17 protein-coding genes and 1 tRNA gene are annotated in these 20,770 nt (G+C 60.8%); 4 read left to right on the top strand and 14 right to left on the bottom strand.

Going from position 1 to position 20,770, the window contains the following annotated elements; genetic code table 11:
- Positions 1-9 precede the first annotated feature (9 nt).
- Both HDF15_RS23045 and HDF15_RS23040 read right to left on the bottom strand, forming a co-directional pair.
- Positions 10-2,004: a glycosyltransferase family 39 protein gene (locus HDF15_RS23045; protein WP_311733189.1), complete on the bottom strand. Its 1,995-nt coding sequence runs from the start codon at positions 2,002-2,004 to the stop codon at positions 10-12.
- Positions 2,005-2,054: 50 nt separating this feature from the next.
- Positions 2,055-4,052 (bottom strand): glycosyltransferase family 39 protein, encoded by a 1,998-nt coding sequence (locus HDF15_RS23040; protein ID WP_184259993.1) that lies wholly within the window; start codon positions 4,050-4,052, stop codon positions 2,055-2,057.
- A gap of 160 nt (positions 4,053-4,212) precedes the next feature.
- Here HDF15_RS23040 and HDF15_RS23035 point away from each other — a divergent pair, with 160 nt between their 5' ends.
- Positions 4,213-5,787, top strand: coding sequence for a Ppx/GppA phosphatase family protein (locus HDF15_RS23035; RefSeq protein ID WP_184259990.1), 1,575 nt, complete (start codon positions 4,213-4,215; stop codon positions 5,785-5,787).
- Here the strand turns inward: HDF15_RS23035 and HDF15_RS23030 are convergent.
- From HDF15_RS23030 to HDF15_RS23000, 7 genes are all read right to left on the bottom strand, one after another.
- Positions 5,739-6,296 carry a histidine phosphatase family protein gene (locus HDF15_RS23030; protein ID WP_184259987.1) on the bottom strand — a complete coding sequence of 186 codons (558 nt, stop codon included), beginning with the start codon at positions 6,294-6,296 and terminating at the stop codon, positions 5,739-5,741. The two genes, HDF15_RS23035 and HDF15_RS23030, sit on opposite strands and share 49 nt — an antisense overlap.
- Positions 6,297-6,572: 276 nt before the next feature.
- Positions 6,573-7,184: a hypothetical protein gene (locus HDF15_RS23025; protein ID WP_184259984.1), complete on the bottom strand. Its 612-nt coding sequence runs from the start codon at positions 7,182-7,184 to the stop codon at positions 6,573-6,575.
- Positions 7,150-8,073: an N-acetylmuramidase domain-containing protein gene (locus HDF15_RS23020; RefSeq protein WP_184259981.1), complete on the bottom strand. Its 924-nt coding sequence runs from the start codon at positions 8,071-8,073 to the stop codon at positions 7,150-7,152. The genes HDF15_RS23025 and HDF15_RS23020 overlap by 35 nt, the downstream gene beginning before the upstream one ends.
- Before the next feature lie 103 nt (positions 8,074-8,176).
- Positions 8,177-8,824, bottom strand: coding sequence for a trans-aconitate 2-methyltransferase (locus HDF15_RS23015; RefSeq protein ID WP_184259977.1), 648 nt, complete (start codon positions 8,822-8,824; stop codon positions 8,177-8,179).
- Positions 8,821-9,792, bottom strand: a complete 972-nt coding sequence (locus HDF15_RS23010; protein ID WP_260331291.1) for a hypothetical protein — start codon at positions 9,790-9,792, stop codon at positions 8,821-8,823. The genes HDF15_RS23015 and HDF15_RS23010 overlap by 4 nt, the downstream gene beginning before the upstream one ends.
- Positions 9,793-10,237: 445 nt before the next feature.
- Positions 10,238-12,103, bottom strand: coding sequence for a 1,4-alpha-glucan branching protein domain-containing protein (locus tag HDF15_RS23005; RefSeq protein WP_184259974.1), 1,866 nt, complete (start codon positions 12,101-12,103; stop codon positions 10,238-10,240).
- A gap of 294 nt (positions 12,104-12,397) precedes the next feature.
- Complete coding sequence (locus HDF15_RS23000; protein ID WP_184259971.1) at positions 12,398-13,414, bottom strand: BON domain-containing protein; 1,017 nt, start codon at positions 13,412-13,414, stop codon at positions 12,398-12,400.
- Positions 13,415-13,656: 242 nt separating this feature from the next.
- On the opposite strand from HDF15_RS23000, the gene HDF15_RS22995 reads away from it, so the two are divergent.
- Positions 13,657-14,058 carry a YtxH domain-containing protein gene (locus HDF15_RS22995; RefSeq protein WP_184259968.1) on the top strand — a complete coding sequence of 134 codons (402 nt, stop codon included), beginning with the start codon at positions 13,657-13,659 and terminating at the stop codon, positions 14,056-14,058.
- 166 nt (positions 14,059-14,224) lie between these two features.
- Positions 14,225-14,788, top strand: coding sequence for a hypothetical protein (locus tag HDF15_RS22990; protein WP_184259965.1), 564 nt, complete (start codon positions 14,225-14,227; stop codon positions 14,786-14,788).
- A gap of 319 nt (positions 14,789-15,107) precedes the next feature.
- On the opposite strand, the gene mnmA is transcribed toward HDF15_RS22990, so the two are convergent.
- Positions 15,108-16,235: a tRNA 2-thiouridine(34) synthase MnmA gene (gene mnmA / locus HDF15_RS22985; RefSeq protein WP_184259962.1), complete on the bottom strand. Its 1,128-nt coding sequence runs from the start codon at positions 16,233-16,235 to the stop codon at positions 15,108-15,110.
- A gap of 111 nt (positions 16,236-16,346) precedes the next feature.
- Here mnmA and HDF15_RS22980 point away from each other — a divergent pair, with 111 nt between their 5' ends.
- The gene (locus HDF15_RS22980) at positions 16,347-17,591 is read left to right on the top strand and encodes an MFS transporter (RefSeq protein WP_184259959.1); all 1,245 of its coding nucleotides are present in this window, start codon (positions 16,347-16,349) and stop codon (positions 17,589-17,591) included.
- 520 nt (positions 17,592-18,111) lie between these two features.
- Here the strand turns inward: HDF15_RS22980 and HDF15_RS22975 are convergent.
- From HDF15_RS22975 to HDF15_RS22960, 4 genes are all read right to left on the bottom strand, one after another.
- Positions 18,112-18,188 (bottom strand) — tRNA-Arg (locus HDF15_RS22975).
- A 17-nt stretch (positions 18,189-18,205) separates the two neighbouring features.
- Positions 18,206-18,871, bottom strand: coding sequence for a hypothetical protein (locus HDF15_RS22970; RefSeq protein WP_184259956.1), 666 nt, complete (start codon positions 18,869-18,871; stop codon positions 18,206-18,208).
- Positions 18,872-18,924: 53 nt separating this feature from the next.
- On the bottom strand, positions 18,925-19,953 hold the full coding sequence (locus HDF15_RS22965) for a YheT family hydrolase (RefSeq protein WP_184259953.1): 1,029 nt from the start codon (positions 19,951-19,953) through the stop codon (positions 18,925-18,927).
- Positions 19,953-20,756 (bottom strand): DUF72 domain-containing protein, encoded by an 804-nt coding sequence (locus HDF15_RS22960; protein ID WP_184259950.1) that lies wholly within the window; start codon positions 20,754-20,756, stop codon positions 19,953-19,955. The genes HDF15_RS22965 and HDF15_RS22960 overlap by 1 nt, the downstream gene beginning before the upstream one ends.
- Positions 20,757-20,770: the final 14 nt, after the last annotated feature.

Below are 20,770 nucleotides of genomic sequence, written 5' to 3'. Positions count from 1 at the left end.
ACTCTGCCTTTAACGATTTGTGAGGATCGTCTTGCCGCCGGAGTCGGCGAAGTCGATGACCTTGCCGTGGCTGCTGAGATCCTGCTCGCGCTGCCTGGGATTGTAGGTCAGCAGGAAGACGCGCTGAGAGCCTCCCCAGAGTTGGCGCAGGCTGGCTTCATCCTCAAAGATAGGTGGTGCGTCCGGCCAGAAGCTGCCGAACCAGGGGCCATTGACGTGGCCGTTGACTAGCAGAACGGGTTGATCGGTGTAGAAGAGCAGCGTGGAGCCAGCGGTAAGCTCGCCGTCGATCAGGATCAAGTCGCCAGGTTTGCGTGCGGTGTCGATGGCCAGGGCCAGGTTCTTCGAGCCGAGGATGGGATAGAAGCGCACGAGTCCTTCGTGGGCTGCCAGTAGAACTCCGGCCATGCTGAGCGCAACGACCAGGTTTGCCGCGAAGGTGCGTCCTTTACGGCGCAGTAGATGCGATCCCGGGCCGAGCGCAAGCATGCAGAGAGCGACCGTCCACAACGGGCCGCGGAAGAAGCCCATGGCATTGCTGGTGAGATCGAAGACATGTCCCAGCGAGAGGTTGTAGAGCGCCGGGTTCGTGCTCAACAGGGAGTTCAGATCGACGCCTGTGGCTGGAGTATGTGCGGTTGCGGCGAGGTAAGCGCATACAACGAAGAGCAGGGCGCCGAACGGAGCCAGGCCCCAGAAAGAGGCCTGTAGTGCTTGTCGCTGGGTCTGATTGATGGGAGCGGTGACACCGATGCTGGCGCTGAGAGGGCGACGATCGGCGGCGGCGAGCATGCCTCCGACAAGCAGCGCCAGGGCCGGCAGTGCAGGCAGGTGGTAGTACTCCTGGCGGGATGAGACCGTGAAGAAGCCCAGTATGATGCCTGCCCACAACAGCAGAGACAGGGCGGCTTCGTGGCTGCGAGCCGAGGACTGGAGTGCCGTTAGCGTGTCATAGCCTGCGGCGATATCGGAGTCGAAGCGCAGGGGAGCCTCGCGGGGCTGGCGGAGATCTCGAAAGGCATTCTTCAGAGAGCCCAGCAAAAAGGCAGACCAGGGCAGGAGCCACAGCACGAGCAGCAGCCAGAAGATCGGGCGCGGTACGTTCCCGTAGTCGTGGGGAATGCGTTTTCCCATGAAGCGCGCGATGTGCTCGTTGTAGAGATAGAACCAGGCCCAACCGGCGCGGGCGGGAAGGCCGACGCCCGCAGGCATCGAGATCGCCGGATTGCGCAGTGCCGCCAGGATGTGCCACGGAGCGGCGAGGAGCAGAAACAGGCCGGTTGCGGCGGGAATCTGCAGCTTCAACAGGAGCTTCAGTTGTCTCGTGAAGAAGAGATAGAACAGGACGAAGCCGATCGGGAAGACGATTCCGATGAGTCCTTTGGTCAGCACATCGAGCGCCATGACAGCCGCAAAGCCGAGGCTCGGGAGGAGTGCGGAGCGGTCTTCGCGCAGCCGGTCGAGTGCGATCAGGAAGAGATGAACGGACAGCGTCATCCAGAGGGCGATGAGGATGTCGGGAATATAGAAGCGCGTGTAGAGATAGGGGCCGATGGAGGTAGCCATCGCCAGCGCTCCGTAGAGGCCGCCACGGTCGGGGGCTTCGAGCGGGGAGACGGTGCTGAAGAGGCGAATGCCCAGCGCATAGACCGCGAACAGCAGCGCCAGCACGCCAAGGGCGAGCGGCAGCCGCGCGGCCCAGTCATGCGGCCCGAACAGGTGCATCGAACCGGCAGCCATCCAGTACATCAGGGGAGGCTTGTCGAAGAAGCGAATGCCGTCGATGGTGGGGGTGATGAAATCGTGGCGCTGCAGCATCTCGCGCGCGATCTGGATGTAGACAGAGTCGACGTCGTCGAGCAGGCCGGGGGTAAAGAGGCCCCCGATCTGCAGCACAAGCCAGGCAACCACGATCAGTCCTACGGAGTTGGGACTCCAGCGTTTGCGTGGAGCGCGCGTTGACGACGTAGAGACTGATGCGTGGGTAAAGGTAGATTCGGTCACAGATGGCAGGTAAATGTGGCTTTCATAGTCGGCGTCTTTGACGCAGGGTGTCAATGAGAGTCTATCGTCTTCGAACCATCAGGCGTCTGCGAATCCACAGGCTGCGGCCGGTCGAGCGGCCGGTCGGTAACCAGCGCCTTGCCGGAGGTCTCGTCCAGCACGATCTGCCGCTTCCCGAGGAGGCGGTCGACCTCATCGCGTTTCTCCGCCGGAACAAAGAGCAGCTTGCGCGGCCCCGTGCCCCATTGGGCAAGAAGCTGCTCGTGCGTGAGAAAGATCGGAGGAGCGTCCGGAAAGGTGCTGCCGAAGAGCATTGAGGTGCTGCGGCCATCGACGAGCATTACCTGGCGGTCGAGATAGAAGGGAATCGACGAGCCGTAGGCCTGGTCCCCGTAGAGGAGGACTTGGTTCGTCGGCGAGAGGTTGCCGTTGCGCTCCAGGCTTTGGATCCGTGCGGCGAAGTTCTGCGAGGAGAGCATGGGCGAGAACCGTACCAGCGCAATGTGGGCGGCGATGAGGAAGACGGCGGAGGTCAACGCCATGGCGAGCGTGGCTGCGACGTGTTTACTCCGAACGCGCAGCATCCAGGCGCTTACCGGGCCGATGGCGAAGGCCAGGGCGGCCAGGGTCGCGGGCAGTCGCAGGGCGGCGAATGAGGCTCCGGTGAGGTCGAAGAAGTGCGACATCGAGAGGGTGTAGTCGCCCACGCCGCGATGCGCGAGCAGATCGCCGATGTCAGGCACGAAGGCCATGTGGCGCGAGGTCCAGAGGCCGAAGCCAAGTGCGATGGCAACGGCGAGGCCGATCACTGCGAAGGCCGCATGGGCTGAGGTGATGGCGCGTCCCAGAGTACGGTCGGTCTGTTGTTCCGCGCGGACGAGCGTCGCGGCAAGCAGCATCAGCAGGGGCAGATAGACCGGAAAGGTGTAGTACTCCTGGTTGGTGGAGAGGGAGAAGAAGAGAAGAATCAGGCCGGAGTAAAGGACGAGGAGCAGCGTAGTGCGCTGGGTCTCGGTTGTCGCGATGAGAAGTCGTGATCGGCGCCGCCAGGCTGCAATGAGCGCGACCGGGGCAAAGAGGCTCCAGGGGAACAGCCAGACGAGATGCAGCGACCAGTAGAGATAGCCCGGCAGCTTGTTGTAGTCGCGTGGAACGCGGCGGCCGAGAAAGCGCAGGACGTGTTCGTTGATGAAGTAGAACCAGAAGAACCCATGCCCATTGGATCCACCCGTGTTCCGCAGGCTGGCGAGAATATGCCAGGGAGAAGCGATCAGAAGGAACAACAACAGACCACTGAAGGGGCGAAGCTGGCGCCACTGTCTCCACTGGCCGGTAAGCGTGAGGTAGATCATGGCTACGCCGCCGACGAACACGATAGCGATCAGGCCTTTGGTGAGCACCGCAAGAGCCAGTGCAACCCAGAAGGTGTAGGCGTGCCTGCGCAAGCCTGAATCGAGTGCGCGTTGCAGCGAATACAGCCCGAGGCAGAGGAACAGCGACAGCAGGACTTCCGGAATAAAGATACGGGTGAAGAGAAAGATGCCTGCCGAGGTAAGAGTAAAGATTCCTGTGTAGAGTGCCGTCCGGCTGTCAAAGACGCGCTTCGACCAGGCGTAACCAAGCAGGGCCAGCCCCAGAACGGCAAGCGCAATCGGCAGATGAACCGCGAAGGTCTCCGCGCCGAACAGCCGCAGGCTGATGGCTACGAGCCAATAGGGCAAGGGCGGCTTTTCGAGGTAGCGGATGCCGTCGACGTGCAGCGTGACCCAATCGCCGGTATGGACCATGGCCTGCGCGGCCTGGGCATGGGTGGCGTCCGCGTCGTCCAGAAGAGGCGGGGTCCAGAGCGATGCGGCGAAGATGGCGATCCAAAGCCCCAGCAACAGGCAAAGGTGCGGGAGAGGCCAGCGGGCGTTTTCTTGCGAATGTTTTTTGGGTGTGCCGGGTTGAAGAGAGGCGGCTCCCGGCGAATCCGTCTTTCGTTCGCTGGAGGGATATTCGGGCTGCAAAATGGCGGCGAGTGCCGGGCCTGTAAGTGAGTCGCTCATTGATTTGTTTTTGTTCTGTCGTTTTCTTTCATCTGAGCGCGCCTGAGCCTCTCATATGTACAAGAATAGATGCTGGAACAAGTCCATCCGACGGTGGGTCTGTGCATGTATCTTGCAAAGAGTCGGACGCTTCAGTATTTCGAAAGGATTCAAGCACCCTATGCCCACGTTTGCGGCCATCGATATCGGATCGAACTCGTGCAGGCTCGCCATCGCGTCCGTACAGCAACACCGCCTGAAGACGCTTCATGAAGACCGCGAAGTTACCCGGCTGGGCGAGAGCGTCTTCGAGACCGGGGTGATCTCCCCTGAGTCGATGGCCGGCACTATCAAGGCGCTGAAGCGCTTCCAAAAGGCCGTGCAGGCACATGTGGTGGATAAGGTCCGCGTCGTAGCGACCAGCGCCATGCGCGATGCGCGCAACTCGGAGGCCTTCCGGGCCTGGGTGAAGTCGACTACAGGCTGGAATGTGGAGGTCATCTCGGGGTTGGAAGAGGGCAGGCTGATTCACCTTGGTGTCGTCACGCATGAGCCGGGCGCTCGGGGAAGGTGTCTGCTCATCGACCTCGGCGGCGGAAGCTGCGAGGTTACGCTGTCGGAGGGCGGACGCATCAAGGAGATGGTCAGTCTGCCTCTCGGCGCTGTCAGACTGCAGCAGGAGTTTCTGCGCAACGATCCGCCGACGAAGGAAGATGTCGCGCGGCTGCGTCAGTACATCGATCGCGAACTTCGGAAGGGCGAACGCAAGTTTGGTCTGCCGAAGGTGGCTCTGGTGATCGCTACCTCCGGCACCGCTGCGGCGCTGGCTGAGGCCAGCAACTCGCTCGCGCTGGGGCTGGAGAAGAAGAAATCCTCCAAGGCCTCGAATGGCAAGACAACGGTCCAGCGCGTGAAGATCCTGGAGGCCGAGACCGGCGCGGTGCGCAAGCTGGCGGACCGCCTGTTGAAGATGAACAACGCGCAGCGCGCGGCGGTGGCGGGCATCGGCCCGCGGCGCTCGGAGATCATCATCGGCGGAGCGCAGGTTTATGCGTCGCTGCTGGAGCGCATGGCGCTGAAGGGCTTCCGCTACTCTCCGTTGGGACTGCGGGACGGCATGCTGGCGCAGATGCTGGGCGACGCCGACACGCGGGCCAGTGTGCATCGCACGATGGAAGCTGAGCGCTGGGAGGGTGTGCTGGAGGTGTGCCGTCGCTATGGCATCGACCCGCGCAGGGCCGAACCGGAGCGCCAGCATGCCGTGCAGCTCTTCGATCAGCTACAGCGTGTGCATGAGCTGCCGCCGGAGTACAGGCTCTGGCTGGAGGCCGCGACGATGATGCAGGAGGTGGGCAAGTTCATGAACCACCAGGGACACCATCGGCATGCGCAGTACATCATTGCGAACTCGGAGATCTTCGGCTTCTCGCCGCAACAACGTGCGATTGTGGCGGCGATTGCGCGGTATCTCGGCAAGTCGCGCCCTGAGCCCATGGACCGCATCATGCGCCAGGTTCCGGTAGAGGAGCATGTACATGTGGCGCGGGCGGTGGTGCTGCTGCGGCTGTCGCAGGCGCTGAATCAGGATCGCGCTACGGCGGCGGTACGGCTGCAGACACGGGTCTATCCGAAGCGGGTGGTGTTGAACCTGAAGCCCGCGCGCGGCAGGGCGGAGCTCGAGGTGTGGTCGCTGAAGAAGGAAGCGGCTTACTTCCGCGAGATCTTCCGCCGTGAGCTCTTCGTCGAAGTGGCGTAGAGCGAGCGCACGATGCGCGGGTCGAGCAGCCACTGCAGCGTAGCGGGACCCCGCATGAGGGTCAGGCGTGCGAGCGATCCTTTGCGCAGCCGCACGCGTGAGGGGGTGCGGTCGTCGAGCGAAGAGATCGAGGATACCGAAGGGTCGATGAGCTGGCCGAGGAAGGCCGTGATGTTGGGGTTGTGGCCGACGACGAGCAGGTTTTCATGCGACGCGCACTCGCGCAGCAGCCGCTGAAACTGATCGAAGGTCGCGGTTGGGGCGAGCGCGTTGGAGATCAGGATGCGCGACTCATAGCCGGTCTCGGTGCCGACCAGTTGCGCAGTCTGCAGGCTGCGCTTGAGCGGGCTGGAGACGATGAGGTCGAAGTTGATCTTCATCGCCATCAGAACGTGGGCCAGTTGGAGGCAGTGGCTCTTGCCGTCCTTGTCCAGTGGGCGCTTGAGGTCGAGTAGGGGATTGATACGCCGCGTTCCAGCGCTGGCGTGGCGAAGAATAAATAGGTTCATGCGGTCTTACGTTTCTCTGGTGTGTGCCGGTTCGTCAGGGCCATCCTTAATAGGGATGATCGGCGGGGCGAACGGGTTGTGCGGTTACGGTCTCTCCATTTTAGAGCGATTTGGTATAGAACGTGAATATTTCACCGACCGGCCAGTTTCATCGACAATAGATGTGACCACTGCCGGTATGCATGGCTCGGAACGCTTGCCGCACGCCGCTAAATTAGCGGCGTGTTTTTGCGGCCCAAATTTGTTCCGGTGAGGTGTTGTTTTCGAAGAATCTGGTTATTGAGGATGCGAACTCGCAAGAAGCCGGCGTATTTCCAGAATGGTCTTAGGATGTTTTGAGACCAGGAATGCCGATGTCGTCTCATCCACGCTATACCTGCCACTCTGTTGGTTCCACACCAGAGTGTTCGGAACGATGAAATCATCACCACCTCTCCCTCCCAGGACTTCGAAGAGAAAGATCAGTCTGGGGCGAGGGCTTGGATCGGGCATCGCGGCCACCGCGACAACACTTTCGCAGGAACCTACATTACGGAGTTCACGGTTTACCGTTGGAAGGTAAGTGTCCTTCCCATCGGGTGTGACGAAAAACACACCGCATTGGAAGGGCACCTCTCTTGTATGTTTGGGGAAATACACTACAGGCAATATGTTCAGGGTTGGGCGTCCGCCGCCAGATAAGCGGAAGGATTGTGTAAGGTAGCCATCAATTACGGCGCCTGGAGGTAGGCCATGTGCAAGCTTCGTGCCTAATGCCTCGGCTTCTTTTACAGGCATTGGCTGCAGCATCGCGCGTGCAGGGGGCTTGTTCTGCGCAGATAACCCAATGCCAAAAACCATGCCGGGCAGCACGCTAAACGCCGTTACCGTTTTTCTTAAGTTTTTCATATGCGGCCTTTAGCTGAATATCGTAGCCCTGTTGCAACGCGCCATTATATTTCTCCGCAATTGCAGTCCAATCCTTGGCGATCATAGCCCCTTGCATATTTGTATTCGTGACTCTCTTGAGTAATATATCCAGTTGCATTTGCTCAGAGATGCATATGTCATTTACGAGGTGTTCGACAGATGCATAACCTGGGTCGGTAAAAAACTCTCCGAGTTGCTGAAAATGGCCCCAGGAAACAGCTTTCAAAGCTGCACGAGGACTTAATAAATACGCTTGTTCGAAGTGTTTCCACTGCAGGGAATCGGGTCCATATGGGTGCGGTTTAGGGTGTAAATGTGTGAGGTCAGGATAGAGGCCTTCAATGTGGCGGATGCTGGGAGCCGCGAGGCGGGCGAAGTGTGTTGGTTCGAACAAGATTGTCGGACGATTGTAGTGATCGAATCCAGTACCGCGGCCTTCAACGTTGCCCAACGCTTTAAGCATAAGAGTCTCGCAACCGATGGTCTCAGCAGCACTGTTCCAGTCTGCTTCGCTGAGGGGAGCGAACCCAGTTCTCGCTGGAAGTCTAAGAGGAGTTCCAGGTATTGAGGCCAGAGGAAGCGGTCCAACAGGCGGACGCCCATTACCTGAGAGGGAAAGACGGCTGAGAGACCCCATGGGTGATTGGGCGATTGGGTTGGACTGTAGCTTGATCGCCGTTTTGTCCCGTGGCATGATGATGCCGGACGGTACCGACTCTCCCATTACATTCCGTTGAAAGTCACGGATGGCTGCGTCGATTTCCCAGTTGTACAGTACGCTTGTCAGGAATAATAGTTTGCCGCGTGACCTTGCCCAACGCTCCAGCCAGCGTTGGACGTACTGAAGGTCTACCGGATTGTTAGGCATGTTAGGCCAATGGGTTGTTGCAGCCCAGCCAGAGGATATTGCATCTCGACAGACTCCTCAATTTAGCCATTATAGGAGTCTGGTCAGCCCTGTAGAGACTTTGTTATGAATGTTTCCATAGCTCGGTATAAATCATCCCGAAGAGCCGTTTGTGTCTTGCCATGCGTATGAATCCTGCACGGGCTAACGATGCCTGAGGATCGGGCAGGCTCTTTATTCGCAATCCGGTAAGCAGGCGAAATGCCAGATACAGTGCGCGAATATAGAGTCGCGCCAGCGAACGAACGGCTCCTGATGGAACGTGAAAGTCGGAGAGCAGCCAGAGCGTTCCGGGACGTGCCTGCGCAGAGAGACGTTGGGTCAACTCGTCGACCTCGGCTTGCGTGAGGCAGTCGAGGAAGAAGTGCGTGACGATGAGATCGGTATCGCGGGGTGGCGTTGCCGTGAGGGCGGATGCCTGTTGCACGCTTAGGCGGTCGCTCGCAAAGCCGCAGCGTCTCTGGAGGAGCTGGAGCATCGTTGCGCTCGTGTCGACTGCGAGGGCCTGCAGCAGCGGATTCTGCGCCAGAAGACGCGCGAGGAAGCGGCCATCGCCATCGCCCAGGACAAAGGCGCTGCGGCGATCTGTGAGCTGCGGGAGAAGGTGTGTGCGTGTGCGTTGAAGAAGCGGGCCCAGGGAAAGATACTCGGCCCAGCGATAGAGGTGTGCGACGGGATCGAAGTTGGGTTCGCGTGGGGCTGAGAGGCTCATCGCGCAAAGACTCGCACCAGAGGGATCAGGATCGCAGGTGTCAGCAGGGCAAGATCGGCGGATGCGCGAAGGTGAATGGCGGATAGACGTCGGCGTTGTGTATGCAGCAGAAGCAGCAGCGCCGCGCTCAGGCTGCAGGCGAAGGCCAGCAACCAGAGAGGAGCAAGGGTATGCCGGTATTCGAGGAACGTCATGACAACGCCTGTGAGCGCCGTGAGGCCGCTGAGGCTTGCAAGATGGCCGGTGGCGAAACGTGTTGTCCAATGGGCAGAAGAGCGTTCACCGGGATGCTCCCAGGCGTAGAGGAAGAGGCAGTTCAGCGTGCAGACGGCAGCGAAGAGCAACGCGTTCGGAGCTAGAAGAAGGCGCAGATTCGGTTCGTGCGCGACCGTGGGGATGAAGATGGCTGCGGGGAAGAAGATGCCGACGGCCAGCTCCTTCGGCAGGCGGTGCGCGCCTGTTTCGCTTGCGAGAGGCGTTGCAGGAAAGATGTGAATCAGAAAGAAGTACGCAAAGAGCAGGGAAGCCAATAGCGCATGGAGATGCAGTGCGGCGCTGTTCAGATGATGGATCAGGACAGCGAGTCCGACCGAAGCGCAGCCGATGACGGCGAGAAAGGCTCGCTTGTGGCGATGGTGAAAGCGATGCCTCTCTTCCAGTTCTGCGATAGGCGTTTCATACGCTTCGGCGCCGAGAGGCCGGGCATCGAGCAGACGGTCCGCGGCATAGAGCATCCACACGGCTACGAACATCGCGGCGATCGGGGTCGTCAGGTGCAGTCCAACGCACCGGGCGACGAACCATGTCCATAAGGCGGCGACCGTTGGAGCGTCGAGCGACAGTAGATGCCACAGGGCTAGAGGGGTTCGCTGCGGGGCTTGATGGGGTTGCGGCGGAACGAGCGTGAGTCTGTGCGGAGGCAGCGTTCGTTTGTAGTTGCGAGGTCGTGTTGGGAGGGAGGAACTCAAACGTTAGTTTAAATCATTTTCACAGGTGGGGTTGTTTGTGTCTTGTCGGAAGGTGTGGTGTCACAGCTTCTGCATTCCAATGTACTTATGTTAAAGGAGGGATATTTTGTCTTTCCATCATGCATACCGCATAAGTTTCAACCTAAGCGCGAAGCGCAAACCGTGACGCTTCAGCGTCGCGGGGCGGAGGGAGCCGTGGCCTTTAGCTCACGGAATTAAGGGCAGGCAATAATCGGGCTTTATCCCCGGGCTGTTTGTCCGCAGCCGAAAGAAGGCCCGGGCCTAAAGGCCAAATTCTTCCGAGTCTTGATTCCGTAGCCTAAAGGCTACGGCTCCCTCCGTCTCCCCGACGCTAAAGCGTCAGGGAACGCGCTCTGCGCGATTTTTGTTTTGATCTTATGAGGATTCATGTCTTGCCAAAGGCGTGACTGGCCGCAATGGCACCCTAAGCGTTGGCGCGAAACTTCAAGACTTCGGTTGCGGAGACATCGTGGACTGGGGGATGCTTGGCAGCATCGCCTGCTGGTGGAACGGTTTGCGAAGCCCTGTCTTCGGGATTGCGTCCGCTGTCACGCACCTGTCGCGCGCCTGCGATCCAGAAGCTGGGATCGATGTCCACGAAGATGCTGTCGCGCAGCTCGATCGCCGTCAGGCGCTCTTCCTGTCCCGGCGTGATCGAGCCTGTAGCCTCGAAGCCCTGCCAGATGGATTTCACGTCGTTGAATTGGTCGCTGTGCGTCTCAAAGCGGAGCTCTGCGTAGTCGCGCGCCGCGCCGGTCGTGATGAGGAACTGCCAGTCTGAGGACTCCAGCAGTAGCAGTTCGCGGCAGAGTTGCTTTACGATGCGCTCGCCGAGTCCGCCGTCCTTCCACTTGCCGCTCGTGCAGACATCGCGGGTGTAGATCTCGGCGGGATAGATGTGGGTGTAGGTCCACGAGGTATCCGGGTTCATCCAGACGTGGTTGGTGCCCTCCGCACCCCATGAGCCTTCGTGCATGGCGATAAAGCCCGCGCGTGGATACTGCTCCAGGTACTGGGTGCAGGAGGCCAGTTCAAGGCCCATTGGGTAATCGTGCAGCACACGTGCCACAGCTTCGAGCCACATAGGCCCCTCGAACCACCAGTGGCCGAAGAGCTCCGCGTCGAACGGCGAGCAGAGCACCGGCGGAATGGAGTCGTTGAATCCCCCCTGTAACGCCTGCCACACCAGGTGCACGAAGTGCGAGGCATGGCCCTTGACTCGCTCCGCAGCCTCTTGCGGGTAGTAGGGTTCCTTGTTGCCCATGTCCACACGGGGGCCGGTTACGCGCCAGTAGCGATGACCACCTGGCCAACGCTTCTTGTGGAAGTCGAGGTAGCTTCCGTCGCCGGGATAGCCGGAATCGCCCGACCATACCTGGACGCCTGTGCGCGGATCGCGCGGGAAGATGGTCGTTGCGTAGCGCTTGTCGTAGGGGCCGTCGACGTAATACGGCTGGTAGAGCCGCCGGTTTTCGTTATAGGTGAAGGGCTCGTCGATACGGCTGGCCACGGAGCCGTGGAGAAGGTCGTAGGGAGAAGGGATGCGGGCCGACTCTTCGACCAGGTGCGTGTCGACGAAGAAGAACTCGATGTCGCTCTCCGACAGGGCCTGCTCGACGCCGATGCGGTCGAATCCCGGCAGCGCGGGCGAGCCGTCGGCGTTGGGGACGGGGTAGTTCCAGAAGCCGGCAGGACGATAGCCGCACTCCGGCGCCCACATGCCCTTGGGATGCTTGCCGATATGGCGGATGTGCGCGTTGACCGCTGTACGAACCTGCGCGCGGACACTCTCATCGGTGCCGAGCAGTGGCATGTAGCCATGCGTCGCGCCGCAGGTGATGATCTCAATCAGTCCGGCATCGTTGAAGTGGCGGAAGCCCTTGATGATGTCGCCGCCGAGAGCGTTGAAGTCATCCAGCGCATCCGTGAAGAACCGATGCCAGAAGCGGGCCGTCTCGGCGTAGTGGGCCTCGCCCGTGGTGGTGAAGAACGCTTCATCTTCGCGTGCGGCGACGATCTTGCGTTCCACGTACTTGGGGAACTCGGCCTTGAAGACCGGATGGGCAAGTTGCTCAAGAAGGATGGGAGAAAGATTCAGATTGCAGTTCAGCGCGATTCCGTCACGCTCGAGGTTGCCAAGAACGCGGAGCAGCGGAAGGTAGGTCTCTGCTGCGGCTTCATGCAGCCATTCCATGCCATGCGGCCAGGTCCCGTGGTTCACCACATAGGGAAGATGGGCGTGCAGAGTGAAGGTCAGCAAACCGGACGGTCTGGTGGTCGAGACGTTCAAAGGAATACCCCTTCCGGGTGGTCTGGGGCGGAACATACTCCGCATGCTACGGTGGGAGGCTGCAATCCACCGTCAGTTTACATTAGGATTCGAGTGCAACTTCAGGGCGAGCAAAGCCAGTTTTCGCCCTGTCTACCTTTGGATGTCAGTTTTCAGCATGAGGTACACGCCCATGAGGGAACCGTCATGGTTCGCGCTATGCGTAGTAGTGTTTGCGAGTTGTATAAAGGGCAAGTATCGGAGGTCTCCCTTCGACACTTGCCCTTTGTTTCTTACTGCGAGGAGTGAAATCGATCAGCGAGTCTGAAGTCCTGGCTGAGTGGGTTCGTAGTTGGAGGGGGTCTCCGAGGTGCGTACGGTAATCGAGTTCGTCAGACGAAAGCGAATGACGCTCTCGGACGGAATCTGTACCTGCTCGCCTTTCGTGACACCCTGGACAACCGCACCACCGCCGCCGCCTGCCGCCGCTCCGATGGCAGCACCTTTGCCGCCGCCGAAGATGCCGCCGAGGACCGCGCCGATCGCCGCGCCGCCGCCGACCTTGAGCGCGGTGTTCTTGCCGCGGCCCTTGCCTTCGACCGAGTAAGCGTCTGTCGAGATGGAGATCAGTTTGCCGTGGCGGCGCAGAGCCGTCAACTGGATCGAGAGCAGCGAACTGCCCTTGAAGTGGGTGGCGTCCTTGGCCTCTACGACGGTTCCGCTGACGGCAGAGCCTGCGGGGATGACGACAGCGCCATCAACGACGACCTCACGCGTTACGACACCGTTGAAGGGGGCTCCGGCCTGCGTAACCGCACTGTCGAGGGTCTGCGTGATGCGGGTAGGGATGGCGGTCCCTGCCGGAATCGCTACGTCACGGTAAGTGGGCGCCGGTGGCGGAGGGTTATTGGGCGGGGGTGGCGGCAGAGGCTGATTCTGGGCGATGGCCGTGCGTTCCGCCGGTGTAGTCTGTCGCGGCGTTGTTGGCGCGGCTGGCGTTACGACGGTCGGAGCCACCTGAACGCCATCGATGGCGAGGTTGTTCACGACCTCTTTGACCTCCGCTACCTTGGCGGCGTCCTGGGCGGCGACGGCGCTTGCCGTATCGTCGCTGACGTTGCCGGAGAGGGTGACGACGCCGCTTTGTACGGCTACCTGTACGGGCTGCTGCTTGATGGCGTCGTCGGCCGCAAGGGCGGTTTGAACGTTTTTGGTTAGCGTGGCATCATCGACGGGCTTTTTGCAACCGCTGAGCGGAAGCAGGGCGAAGGCGCAAAAAAGGGCGGCTGAGGCGGAGGCATTCCGGAGGATGCCGGTTGTCTGTGTTGTCATCGTGCGGTCTCCATATCGTGCTGAATCCCTGTCAGTTGTGCTGATCCACGTAAGATGCGCCCGGAAGCGATTGCGATAGAGATAGTTGTGAAAATATCGATCAAACTGCCGGGAGCGTATGCCTGCTGGACGCAACCTCCCATCTTTGGTCGGCATCCACCTTGAATAGGTGCGACACTTCCCATACGATCGGTCGTGCAGCCCGTTCAGCATCGCAGCAAGTTTAGACGAAGGAGATCGCAATGGCGGACAACGAAAGCAGTATTGGTGGGTTTGGATGGTTCCTCGCGGGACTCGGACTGGGTGCGCTGGTAGGCGTGCTCTATGCCCCGAAGTCGGGAAGAGAGACCCGCGATGAGTTGGTTGCCCGTTCCCTGGAGGCGCGCGACCGCGCCAATCAGCTCTACAATCAGGGCCTGGAACAGGCTGGACAGTACGTACAGCACGGCAAGGAAACAGCGGGCCAGTATGTCGACAGAGGCAAGGAATACTACGACAAGGGTCGCACCCAGTGGAGCCAGTATGTAGACAAGGGTAAGGACCTCGTCCAGACCCAGGCTGAGGCTGTCGCCGCGGCTGTCGATGCAGGCAAGGAAGCGTACATCAAGACTTCGACCTCCAGCGATCCGCTGGAAAACTCGTAGTCCCAGAGCTCTTCCGCAAGCGGGGTCGGCGGCGCCGGCCCCCTTTGCTTTGCAGGCATCGTTTTCTGTGCGGGTCTTGCGGCCTCGCCCTGGAAGCACTACAGTGAGCAATGCTCAATATCGCCGATCCGAGGCATTCGCCGGGCGAGGCAACAGGAGATGTTTTATGCCAGCTACTCGCGGCTTGATGATGTTTTTGTGGCAATCGAACGAGAGTTTGAATAATCACGATATCCACTTGATCATGTGGTTTGTCCTCATCATCGCGGTAGCGCTGGCGGTACAGGCCTTCGCGTTTGTGATGGCCGCGATCTTTGCCTCGAAGCTGCTGCTGAAGCTTGAGAGCCTTGCCGAACGCACCGAAGCGCGAACCAGCCCTCTGCTTACGAGGACTACTGAGGTTCTGGAAGAGATCTCCCCGAAGATTCGCAGCATCAGCGCCAACGTCGAGCAGATGTCCTACACGGTACGCGCCAAGTGCGACGAGGTCGGCGAGACGTTGAGCCAGATCAATCGCACGGTGGTGGACGCCAACAACAGGACGCGCACGCAGGTAGCCCGCGTGGATGACCTCGTAACGGACGCGCTGCACACCACTCAGCAGGTCTCGCATGTCGTGCAGGAGGGGATTCGCGTCCCCGTGAAGCAGATGGCCGGAATTATTGCAGGGCTCAAGGCAGGGCTGGAGACGTTTGTGAAGCTCTCGCCGTTTGGGAAGAGAAGAGAGTAAAGAGCAGAGTGTAGAGAGTAGAGGATAGAGGATAGAGGATAGACTTAGTAGTGTCCGCTAAGCCACGCGTTTCGCCTTCGTTCTTTGTCCTTTGCTTTTCTGGTTGTCATTCCGAGCGCAGCGAGTGAACCTGCTGTCTCCCGTTTTTCGCTTGTACTACCGCGAAAGCAGGCAGGCCAGAATAGCCGGGCAGAGCTTGGGTAACCACATAACATTTGTAGTGGCGTAAGCAAAGAGCGGGAGACAGCAGGTTCACTCGCTGCGCTCGGAATGACAACCAGAAAAGCAAAGACGACGGAGGCATAGAGGCCTCGACCGCCTATTCTCTATCCTCTGCCGTTATCCATCCGCCGCCTGCGACCTCGTCTCCCTGGTAGAACACCGCTGATTGCCCTGGTGTGATCGCCCGCTGAGGCTCATCAAACGTCGCTTCCACGCGGTCGAATGCGGTTACGCGCAACGTCGCAGGGGCGGGCTCGTGGCGATGGCGAATCTTGATCGTGACGCGGATCTCTTCCTCCGGCTCCAGGATCGAGACCCAGTTCAGGCGGTCGGCGATGAGCGTCCACGAGAGAAGCTGGTCGTCCGTTCCGACCTGCACCGCATGCGAGTCGGGATGGATGTTCAGCACGTACAGCGGCTGCGGCGAGCTGAGCCCCAGGCCCTTGCGCTGTCCGACCGTAAAGCCGTGAATACCCTCGTGATGTCCCAGAACCTCTCCACTCGCGGAGACCAACTCTCCCGAGCTGTCGGGAAGTTCGCGGCCCTGCTCATCGAGATAGGCCTTCAGAAACTGCGAATAGCTGCCGCCGGGGATGAAGCAGATCTCCTGCGAATCGGGCTTTTGTGCCAGCTCCAGCCCATGGTCGGCAGCCATCGAGCGTACCGCGGGCTTCTGCATCTCGCCCAGGGGAAAGAGCGTGCGTGAGAGCTGATCCTGCGTGAGGCCGAAGAGGAAGTAGGTCTGGTCTTTGGACTTGTCGGCGGGCCGGGAAAGGACCCAGCGCGCGCGTGCTTCGTCGTAATGGTTGCGCGCGTAGTGGCCGGTGGCGATGCGGTCGGCGCCGATCTGCCGCGCAGTCAGCAGCAGTTGATCGAACTTCAGGTGGTTATTGCAGAGCGTGCAGGGGATCGGTGTGCGTCCGGCGAGATACTCGTCGACGAACGGGCGCACGACCTCGTTCTCGAAGCGCTCCTGCGCGTTCACGAGGTAGTAGGGAATGCCGATCTGCTCGGCGACGCGGCGGGCGTCATAGACGTCGTCGATGGAGCAGCAGCGGCCCTGTACGGTCTCGGGCATGCCCTCGCGGCCGGCCAGGCGGCGCTGGTTCCAGAGCTGCAGCGTCAGCCCGATTAGATCGCGCCCTTCGGCGTGCAAAAGGGCTGCAACTGCCGAGGAATCGACTCCTCCGGACATGGCTACGGCAATGGTGTTGTTCAGCGGCATAAAGCTCCTGATTCATGATAAATCTTCAGTCCGCGTTAAGATGGAAGAACGACAAGCGCGAAGCTTCTCGGAATGAACCGGAGCTGTGTAGACTCGATGTCGAGTCATTCAATGGAGAAACAATCTCAGATCGGAATGGGAGGGCGCTGGGCACTGCCTTTTCTAGGCGTTGCGTGCGCCGTCGGCGTGGGTTCCATCTACTACAACCAGCCGTTGCTGCTGGTCATGGGACAGAGTCTGCATCAGACGGCCAAGGAGATGGGCTTCGTCGCCGTCGCCACCCAGGTAGGGTATGCCTGCGGCATCATGTCCTTCGTCCCGCTCGGTGATATCACCGACCGCCGCAAGCTCATGGTGCGCATGTATGCGGGCGTCAGTGTGGCGCTGCTCATTGCGGCGCTGTCGCATCACCTGGCGACGATGCTGATAGCGAGCGTGCTCATCGGGCTGATGGCTTCGGTGACGCATATCGTGCTGCCCATGGCTCCGGAGCTGGTGCCGCACGAGCGGCGCGGGCAGGCCATCGGCACGGTGATGACGGGCCTGCTGCTGGGCGTCCTACTGGCGCGCAGCTTTGCGGGATGGGTGAGCGGCATCGGCGGCTGGCGTTCGGTGTTTTTTGCGGCTGCCCTGATGAATGCCATCTTTGTGCCCGTCCTGTACAAGGTCATGCCGCGTTCGCAGCCGCATCAGGATTTGACCTATAAGCAAACCCTGCGGTCTCTTTGGACGCTGTTTCGGGACGAGCCCCTGCTGCGAGAGGCGGGTACGATCGGCGGCCTGACCTTTGCGACCTTCAGCTGCTTCTGGACTACGCTCGCGTTCGTGCTCTCAAAGCACTATGGAATGGGGCCGGGCGTTGCCGGGACCTTTGGTGTGGTGGGCGCCGCGGGTGCCATGGTGGCTCCCTTTGCGGGCAGGCTCTCCGACCGGCATGGCACGCGGTTTGTGGTGACGCTGGCCGGGGGGATCATGACATTCTGCTACCTGTGGATCTGGCTGTGCGAGGGCTTTCATGTCTCGACGACCCTGCACATGGTGTTCCTGGTGTTCGGCGTACTGGCACTGGATCTCGGCATGCAGATGATGCAGGTGGGGAACCAGACACGGATCTTCGGCCTGGGAGAGTTGGCGCGAAGCAGACTGAATACGATTTACATGACGATGTACTTCATCGGCGGAGCGATCGGTTCAGCCCTGGCAAGCCTGGCCTGGTCGCGCTGGGAGTGGAACGGTGTCTGCGCGCTGGAGATCGGTCTGATCGTTCTGGCCGGCGTGCGTCACGCAACGGGGTACAGCCGCAGACATCCGCAGAGCGGGCCGAGCATCCCGCCGAGCGAGATGGAGATTGCCTAGGGTCTGTCATCCAATTGTTTCTGGGATGAAGTCGGACTGCGCAAATAGTTTGCTGTGGCACTGTTTCGTTAAGGGCATGACTTCAGCCATGCCATAAGTAGCAGGCCAAAGGCCATACCTTTCTGCCGAAGGCCAGAGTGGAGGCGCAGCCGGAACGATTGAATTGCCTTCCTTCGTGCGGCCCAGATTGCACAAGGAACAACCCAGACACCTTCGTGGATGTGGCTACCCGTCTCGCAGCAACCAAAGAAAGCAATTCAGTCGTTGCGGCTGCGCCTCCACTCCCGCCTTCGGCAGAGCGGTACGCTCCTGTGGAGCCGCCTTTGTGGCCTGGCTGAAGCCAGGCCCTTAACGAAACAGTGCCGAAACAAGCTGTTTGCGCCATTTCACTTCATTCCGGAAGCAGTTTGATGACAGACACTAGGGCTCAGCAGATAGGAACCCACTCCCGTTGGTCGGTCGAAATGACAAGATTTTGGGTGGGTTTGTAATCAATACAGCCGTAGTGCCAGGGCTGAGATGGTGGGCGAGGCAGGTCTCGAACCTGCAACCCCCGACTTAGAAGGTCGGTGCTCTATCCAGTTGAGCTACTCGCCCCTGTGGTGTGGCTTATTTCAGCCGACGTGCCGGACGCGCAAGGGGAACGCATCCGCTCCATCGATTGTAGCCGAGCCGCGCGTTGCTTCAAGCTCTTTGCCGCGCAACAAAGCAACAACATCTTCCAGCGCCGCCGCCCAGCGATGCAGAGCCTCTTCGGCGTCGGTTCCCAGAGCCGTTACATACAGCGTTACGGCGAAGCCTTCAAGCGGGCCGTTGAGGTCGAGCAGGGCGGGGCGCAGCACGCACTCCAGTGCGGCGGCGTTGTGCGGCAGGCGCTGTGCGCGGCGTACGATGCGGTCGAGCCTGTCCTGCTGTTGGTGCGCCGAAGCGAAGACAGGCCGCTCGCGCCACAACAGATCGATGTAGCTTGCGAAGCCGAAGTGGGTGGCCTCGGGATCGAGGTCGAGCTCCATCCGTAGCGCCTCGAGATCGTCGGCATGGGAGGTGGCGGACATCTGCCAGGTGTCGCACTTGGCGGTGAGGAAGGGCGAGCGCGTTGCGTTCAGGGCTCGCAGGGCGCGGCCCAGGGGAGGGAATCGCTCGGCTTCAGGAATCTCGGCGATGTCGTAGGGTTCGGCGCGCAGATCGACGAAGTGCGCCGTGCTGTCAGGATCGGACCATGGAACGACAAGTGTTGGCGCGTCGGCGGAGCATTCGGCGGTCCAGTCTGCGAGCATCATTCTCTAGCATACGGCAGAGAGCCGGAAAATCTTTAACTCAGTGTGGTCTTAACTCAGGCGTGGGCGAGAACGAATCGCATGGCCGTGTGCTCGGCCCAGTAGCCGTCGTTGCCGTTCGTGGGGTCTGGCGGGGCGAGAAAGGCGCAGTGGCCGCCGTGCTCGGTTTCGAGCAGCGTGAGGTGCGGATTGGCGGCGATGACGGCGCGGGTCTCCTCGGTGAAGCGAATGAAGGGATCGTCGCAGGCGTGGAGCAGCAGCGCTGGAACCGCGATCTGGTCGAGCACGCGAGCCGCTGCTGCGCGGTAGTAGTAGTCGTCCGCGCTGCGGAAGCCGGAGTAGAGCGCGGTGATGCGGTCGTCGAACTCTCGCACCGAGGTGATGTACGTGCCGCGCTGCGGATCGAAGGCGCGAGGAAAGAGCATCGCCTTGCGGCGGAAGCGCTTCAGCAGCGCGTTCAGGAAGCGGCGCTCATAGATGCGGTTCTGCCATGTATGCAGAGCGTCCGCAGAGACACCCAGATCGACCGCAGGTGAAACACCGATCACGCTGCGCAGGGCTGGGGGTGCGTCCGCGCCGAGTTCGCCGGCAAGTTTCAGCACGAGGTTGCCGCCCATCGAGTAGCCGATGAGCGAGACCGACTGCAGCCCCTGTGTCTCGATGAAGAAACGCAGCACGCGGCCCACATCGCCCGACAGGCCGGAGTGGTAGAGCGTCGGCGTGAGGCGTTCGGTGCCGCCGCAGTTGCGCATGTTCATGCGGATCACGTTGCAGCCTGCCTGCCACAGCTTGTTCGCATTGCCGACGACGTACTGCGAGCGCGATGAGCCCTCCAGCCCATGCACGATGATCGCCGTCGGACGCTGAGGCCGCTCCGGCAGCGGCTGCCAGTGGCACTCGCACAGCACCTGGCTGGAGATCTGCGTGCCGTGCGCGGGGGAGACTTCGACCAACTGCGCCACGGGGCGGGGAAGGTGGTTGGGCCGGGGGAGGAAGTTTCCGAAGATGGTCTGCAGGTGGCCGTTGGAGAGCCAGCGCCGGGTCTGGAACTCGGGATAGCCTGCAGGCCAGGGGGGCGATGCCATTACCGCACCCCCGCGCCGGATAAGTCGGCAAGTTCGGCGGCGCGGCGCAGCATCGCCAGCGCGTTCAGGGCTCCTGTGGGCTCGTCCTCGTGTTTGAAGTAGACGAAGACCTCGCCCTCTTTGGCGAGTGCCGTAAAACGGGCCGCGAAGGCGTTGAGCTCGGCAGGGGAGTAGCCGCCATCACGCCGCAGACGGTAGCAGCGATGCTTTGCCGTGCGGACGTCTGGGCTGGCCAGGTCGTTGCTTTCGGCGACGCAGAGCGCGGCGTTGTGCTGGCGGAGGATCTCGTAGGTCTCTTCGCTGAACCAGCTTGGGTGGCGGAACTCAAACGCGAGCGGCAGGGAGCCGTCGAACGCGGGCAGGGCGAGAAAGTCCTTCAGCCTTGCGGGATCGGCGGCGAAGTTGGGAGGAAGCTGAAACAGCAGCGGCCCGAGCTTGCCGGCCTCTCGTGCAGGCTGGAGCGCTGCGACGAACTCGGCAACGGCCTCCTGGCTGTTACGCAGCCGCTGAAAGTGGGTGATCCGCTGCGGAGCCTTGAAGCTGAAGCGAAAGCCAGGGGGCGTTGCGTCCAGCCAGCCCTGTAGCTGCGTCGGTGTGGGGAGCGTGCGGAAGGTGTAGTTCACCTCAACCGAGGTCAGCAGGGAGGCGTAGACGTGCAGAAAGGCACGCGAGGGTACGTCTGCCGCGTAGAATTCAGGCTTCCATGTGGGATAGGCCCAGCCGGAGGTTCCTGTGAAGAGATTGGCGGGCGAAGGCGCGAGCGACGCAGCGACAACGGCGTTGAATTTTGGGGCTCGCGGCAAGCAGGTCTCTCGGA

It is taken from the genome of Granulicella mallensis (genome assembly GCF_014203225.1).
Lineage (GTDB): Bacteria > Acidobacteriota > Terriglobia > Terriglobales > Acidobacteriaceae > Granulicella > Granulicella mallensis_A.
The sequence above is the reverse complement of the archived record's forward strand: the minus strand, read 5'-3'. Positions and strand labels throughout refer to the sequence as shown.

Coding starts and splice junctions, on each gene's coding strand:
- HDF15_RS22965 (WP_184259953.1), bottom strand. CDS start 19,953: ATGGCATCGCCCCCCTGGCCTGCAGGCTATCCCGAGTTCCAGACCCGG.
- HDF15_RS22995 (WP_184259968.1), top strand. CDS start 13,657: ATGGCGGACAACGAAAGCAGTATTGGTGGGTTTGGATGGTTCCTCGCG.
- mnmA (WP_184259962.1), bottom strand. CDS start 16,235: ATGCCGCTGAACAACACCATTGCCGTAGCCATGTCCGGAGGAGTCGAT.
- HDF15_RS23020 (WP_184259981.1), bottom strand. CDS start 8,073: ATGCCTAACAATCCGGTAGACCTTCAGTACGTCCAACGCTGGCTGGAG.
- HDF15_RS23015 (WP_184259977.1), bottom strand. CDS start 8,824: ATGAGCCTCTCAGCCCCACGCGAACCCAACTTCGATCCCGTCGCACAC.
- HDF15_RS23040 (WP_184259993.1), bottom strand. CDS start 4,052: ATGAGCGACTCACTTACAGGCCCGGCACTCGCCGCCATTTTGCAGCCC.
- HDF15_RS23000 (WP_184259971.1), bottom strand. CDS start 13,414: ATGACAACACAGACAACCGGCATCCTCCGGAATGCCTCCGCCTCAGCC.
- HDF15_RS22980 (WP_184259959.1), top strand. CDS start 16,347: ATGGAGAAACAATCTCAGATCGGAATGGGAGGGCGCTGGGCACTGCCT.
- HDF15_RS22990 (WP_184259965.1), top strand. CDS start 14,225: ATGCCAGCTACTCGCGGCTTGATGATGTTTTTGTGGCAATCGAACGAG.
- HDF15_RS23035 (WP_184259990.1), top strand. CDS start 4,213: ATGCCCACGTTTGCGGCCATCGATATCGGATCGAACTCGTGCAGGCTC.
- HDF15_RS23025 (WP_184259984.1), bottom strand. CDS start 7,184: ATGAAAAACTTAAGAAAAACGGTAACGGCGTTTAGCGTGCTGCCCGGC.
- HDF15_RS22970 (WP_184259956.1), bottom strand. CDS start 18,871: ATGATGCTCGCAGACTGGACCGCCGAATGCTCCGCCGACGCGCCAACA.
- HDF15_RS23030 (WP_184259987.1), bottom strand. CDS start 6,296: ATGAACCTATTTATTCTTCGCCACGCCAGCGCTGGAACGCGGCGTATC.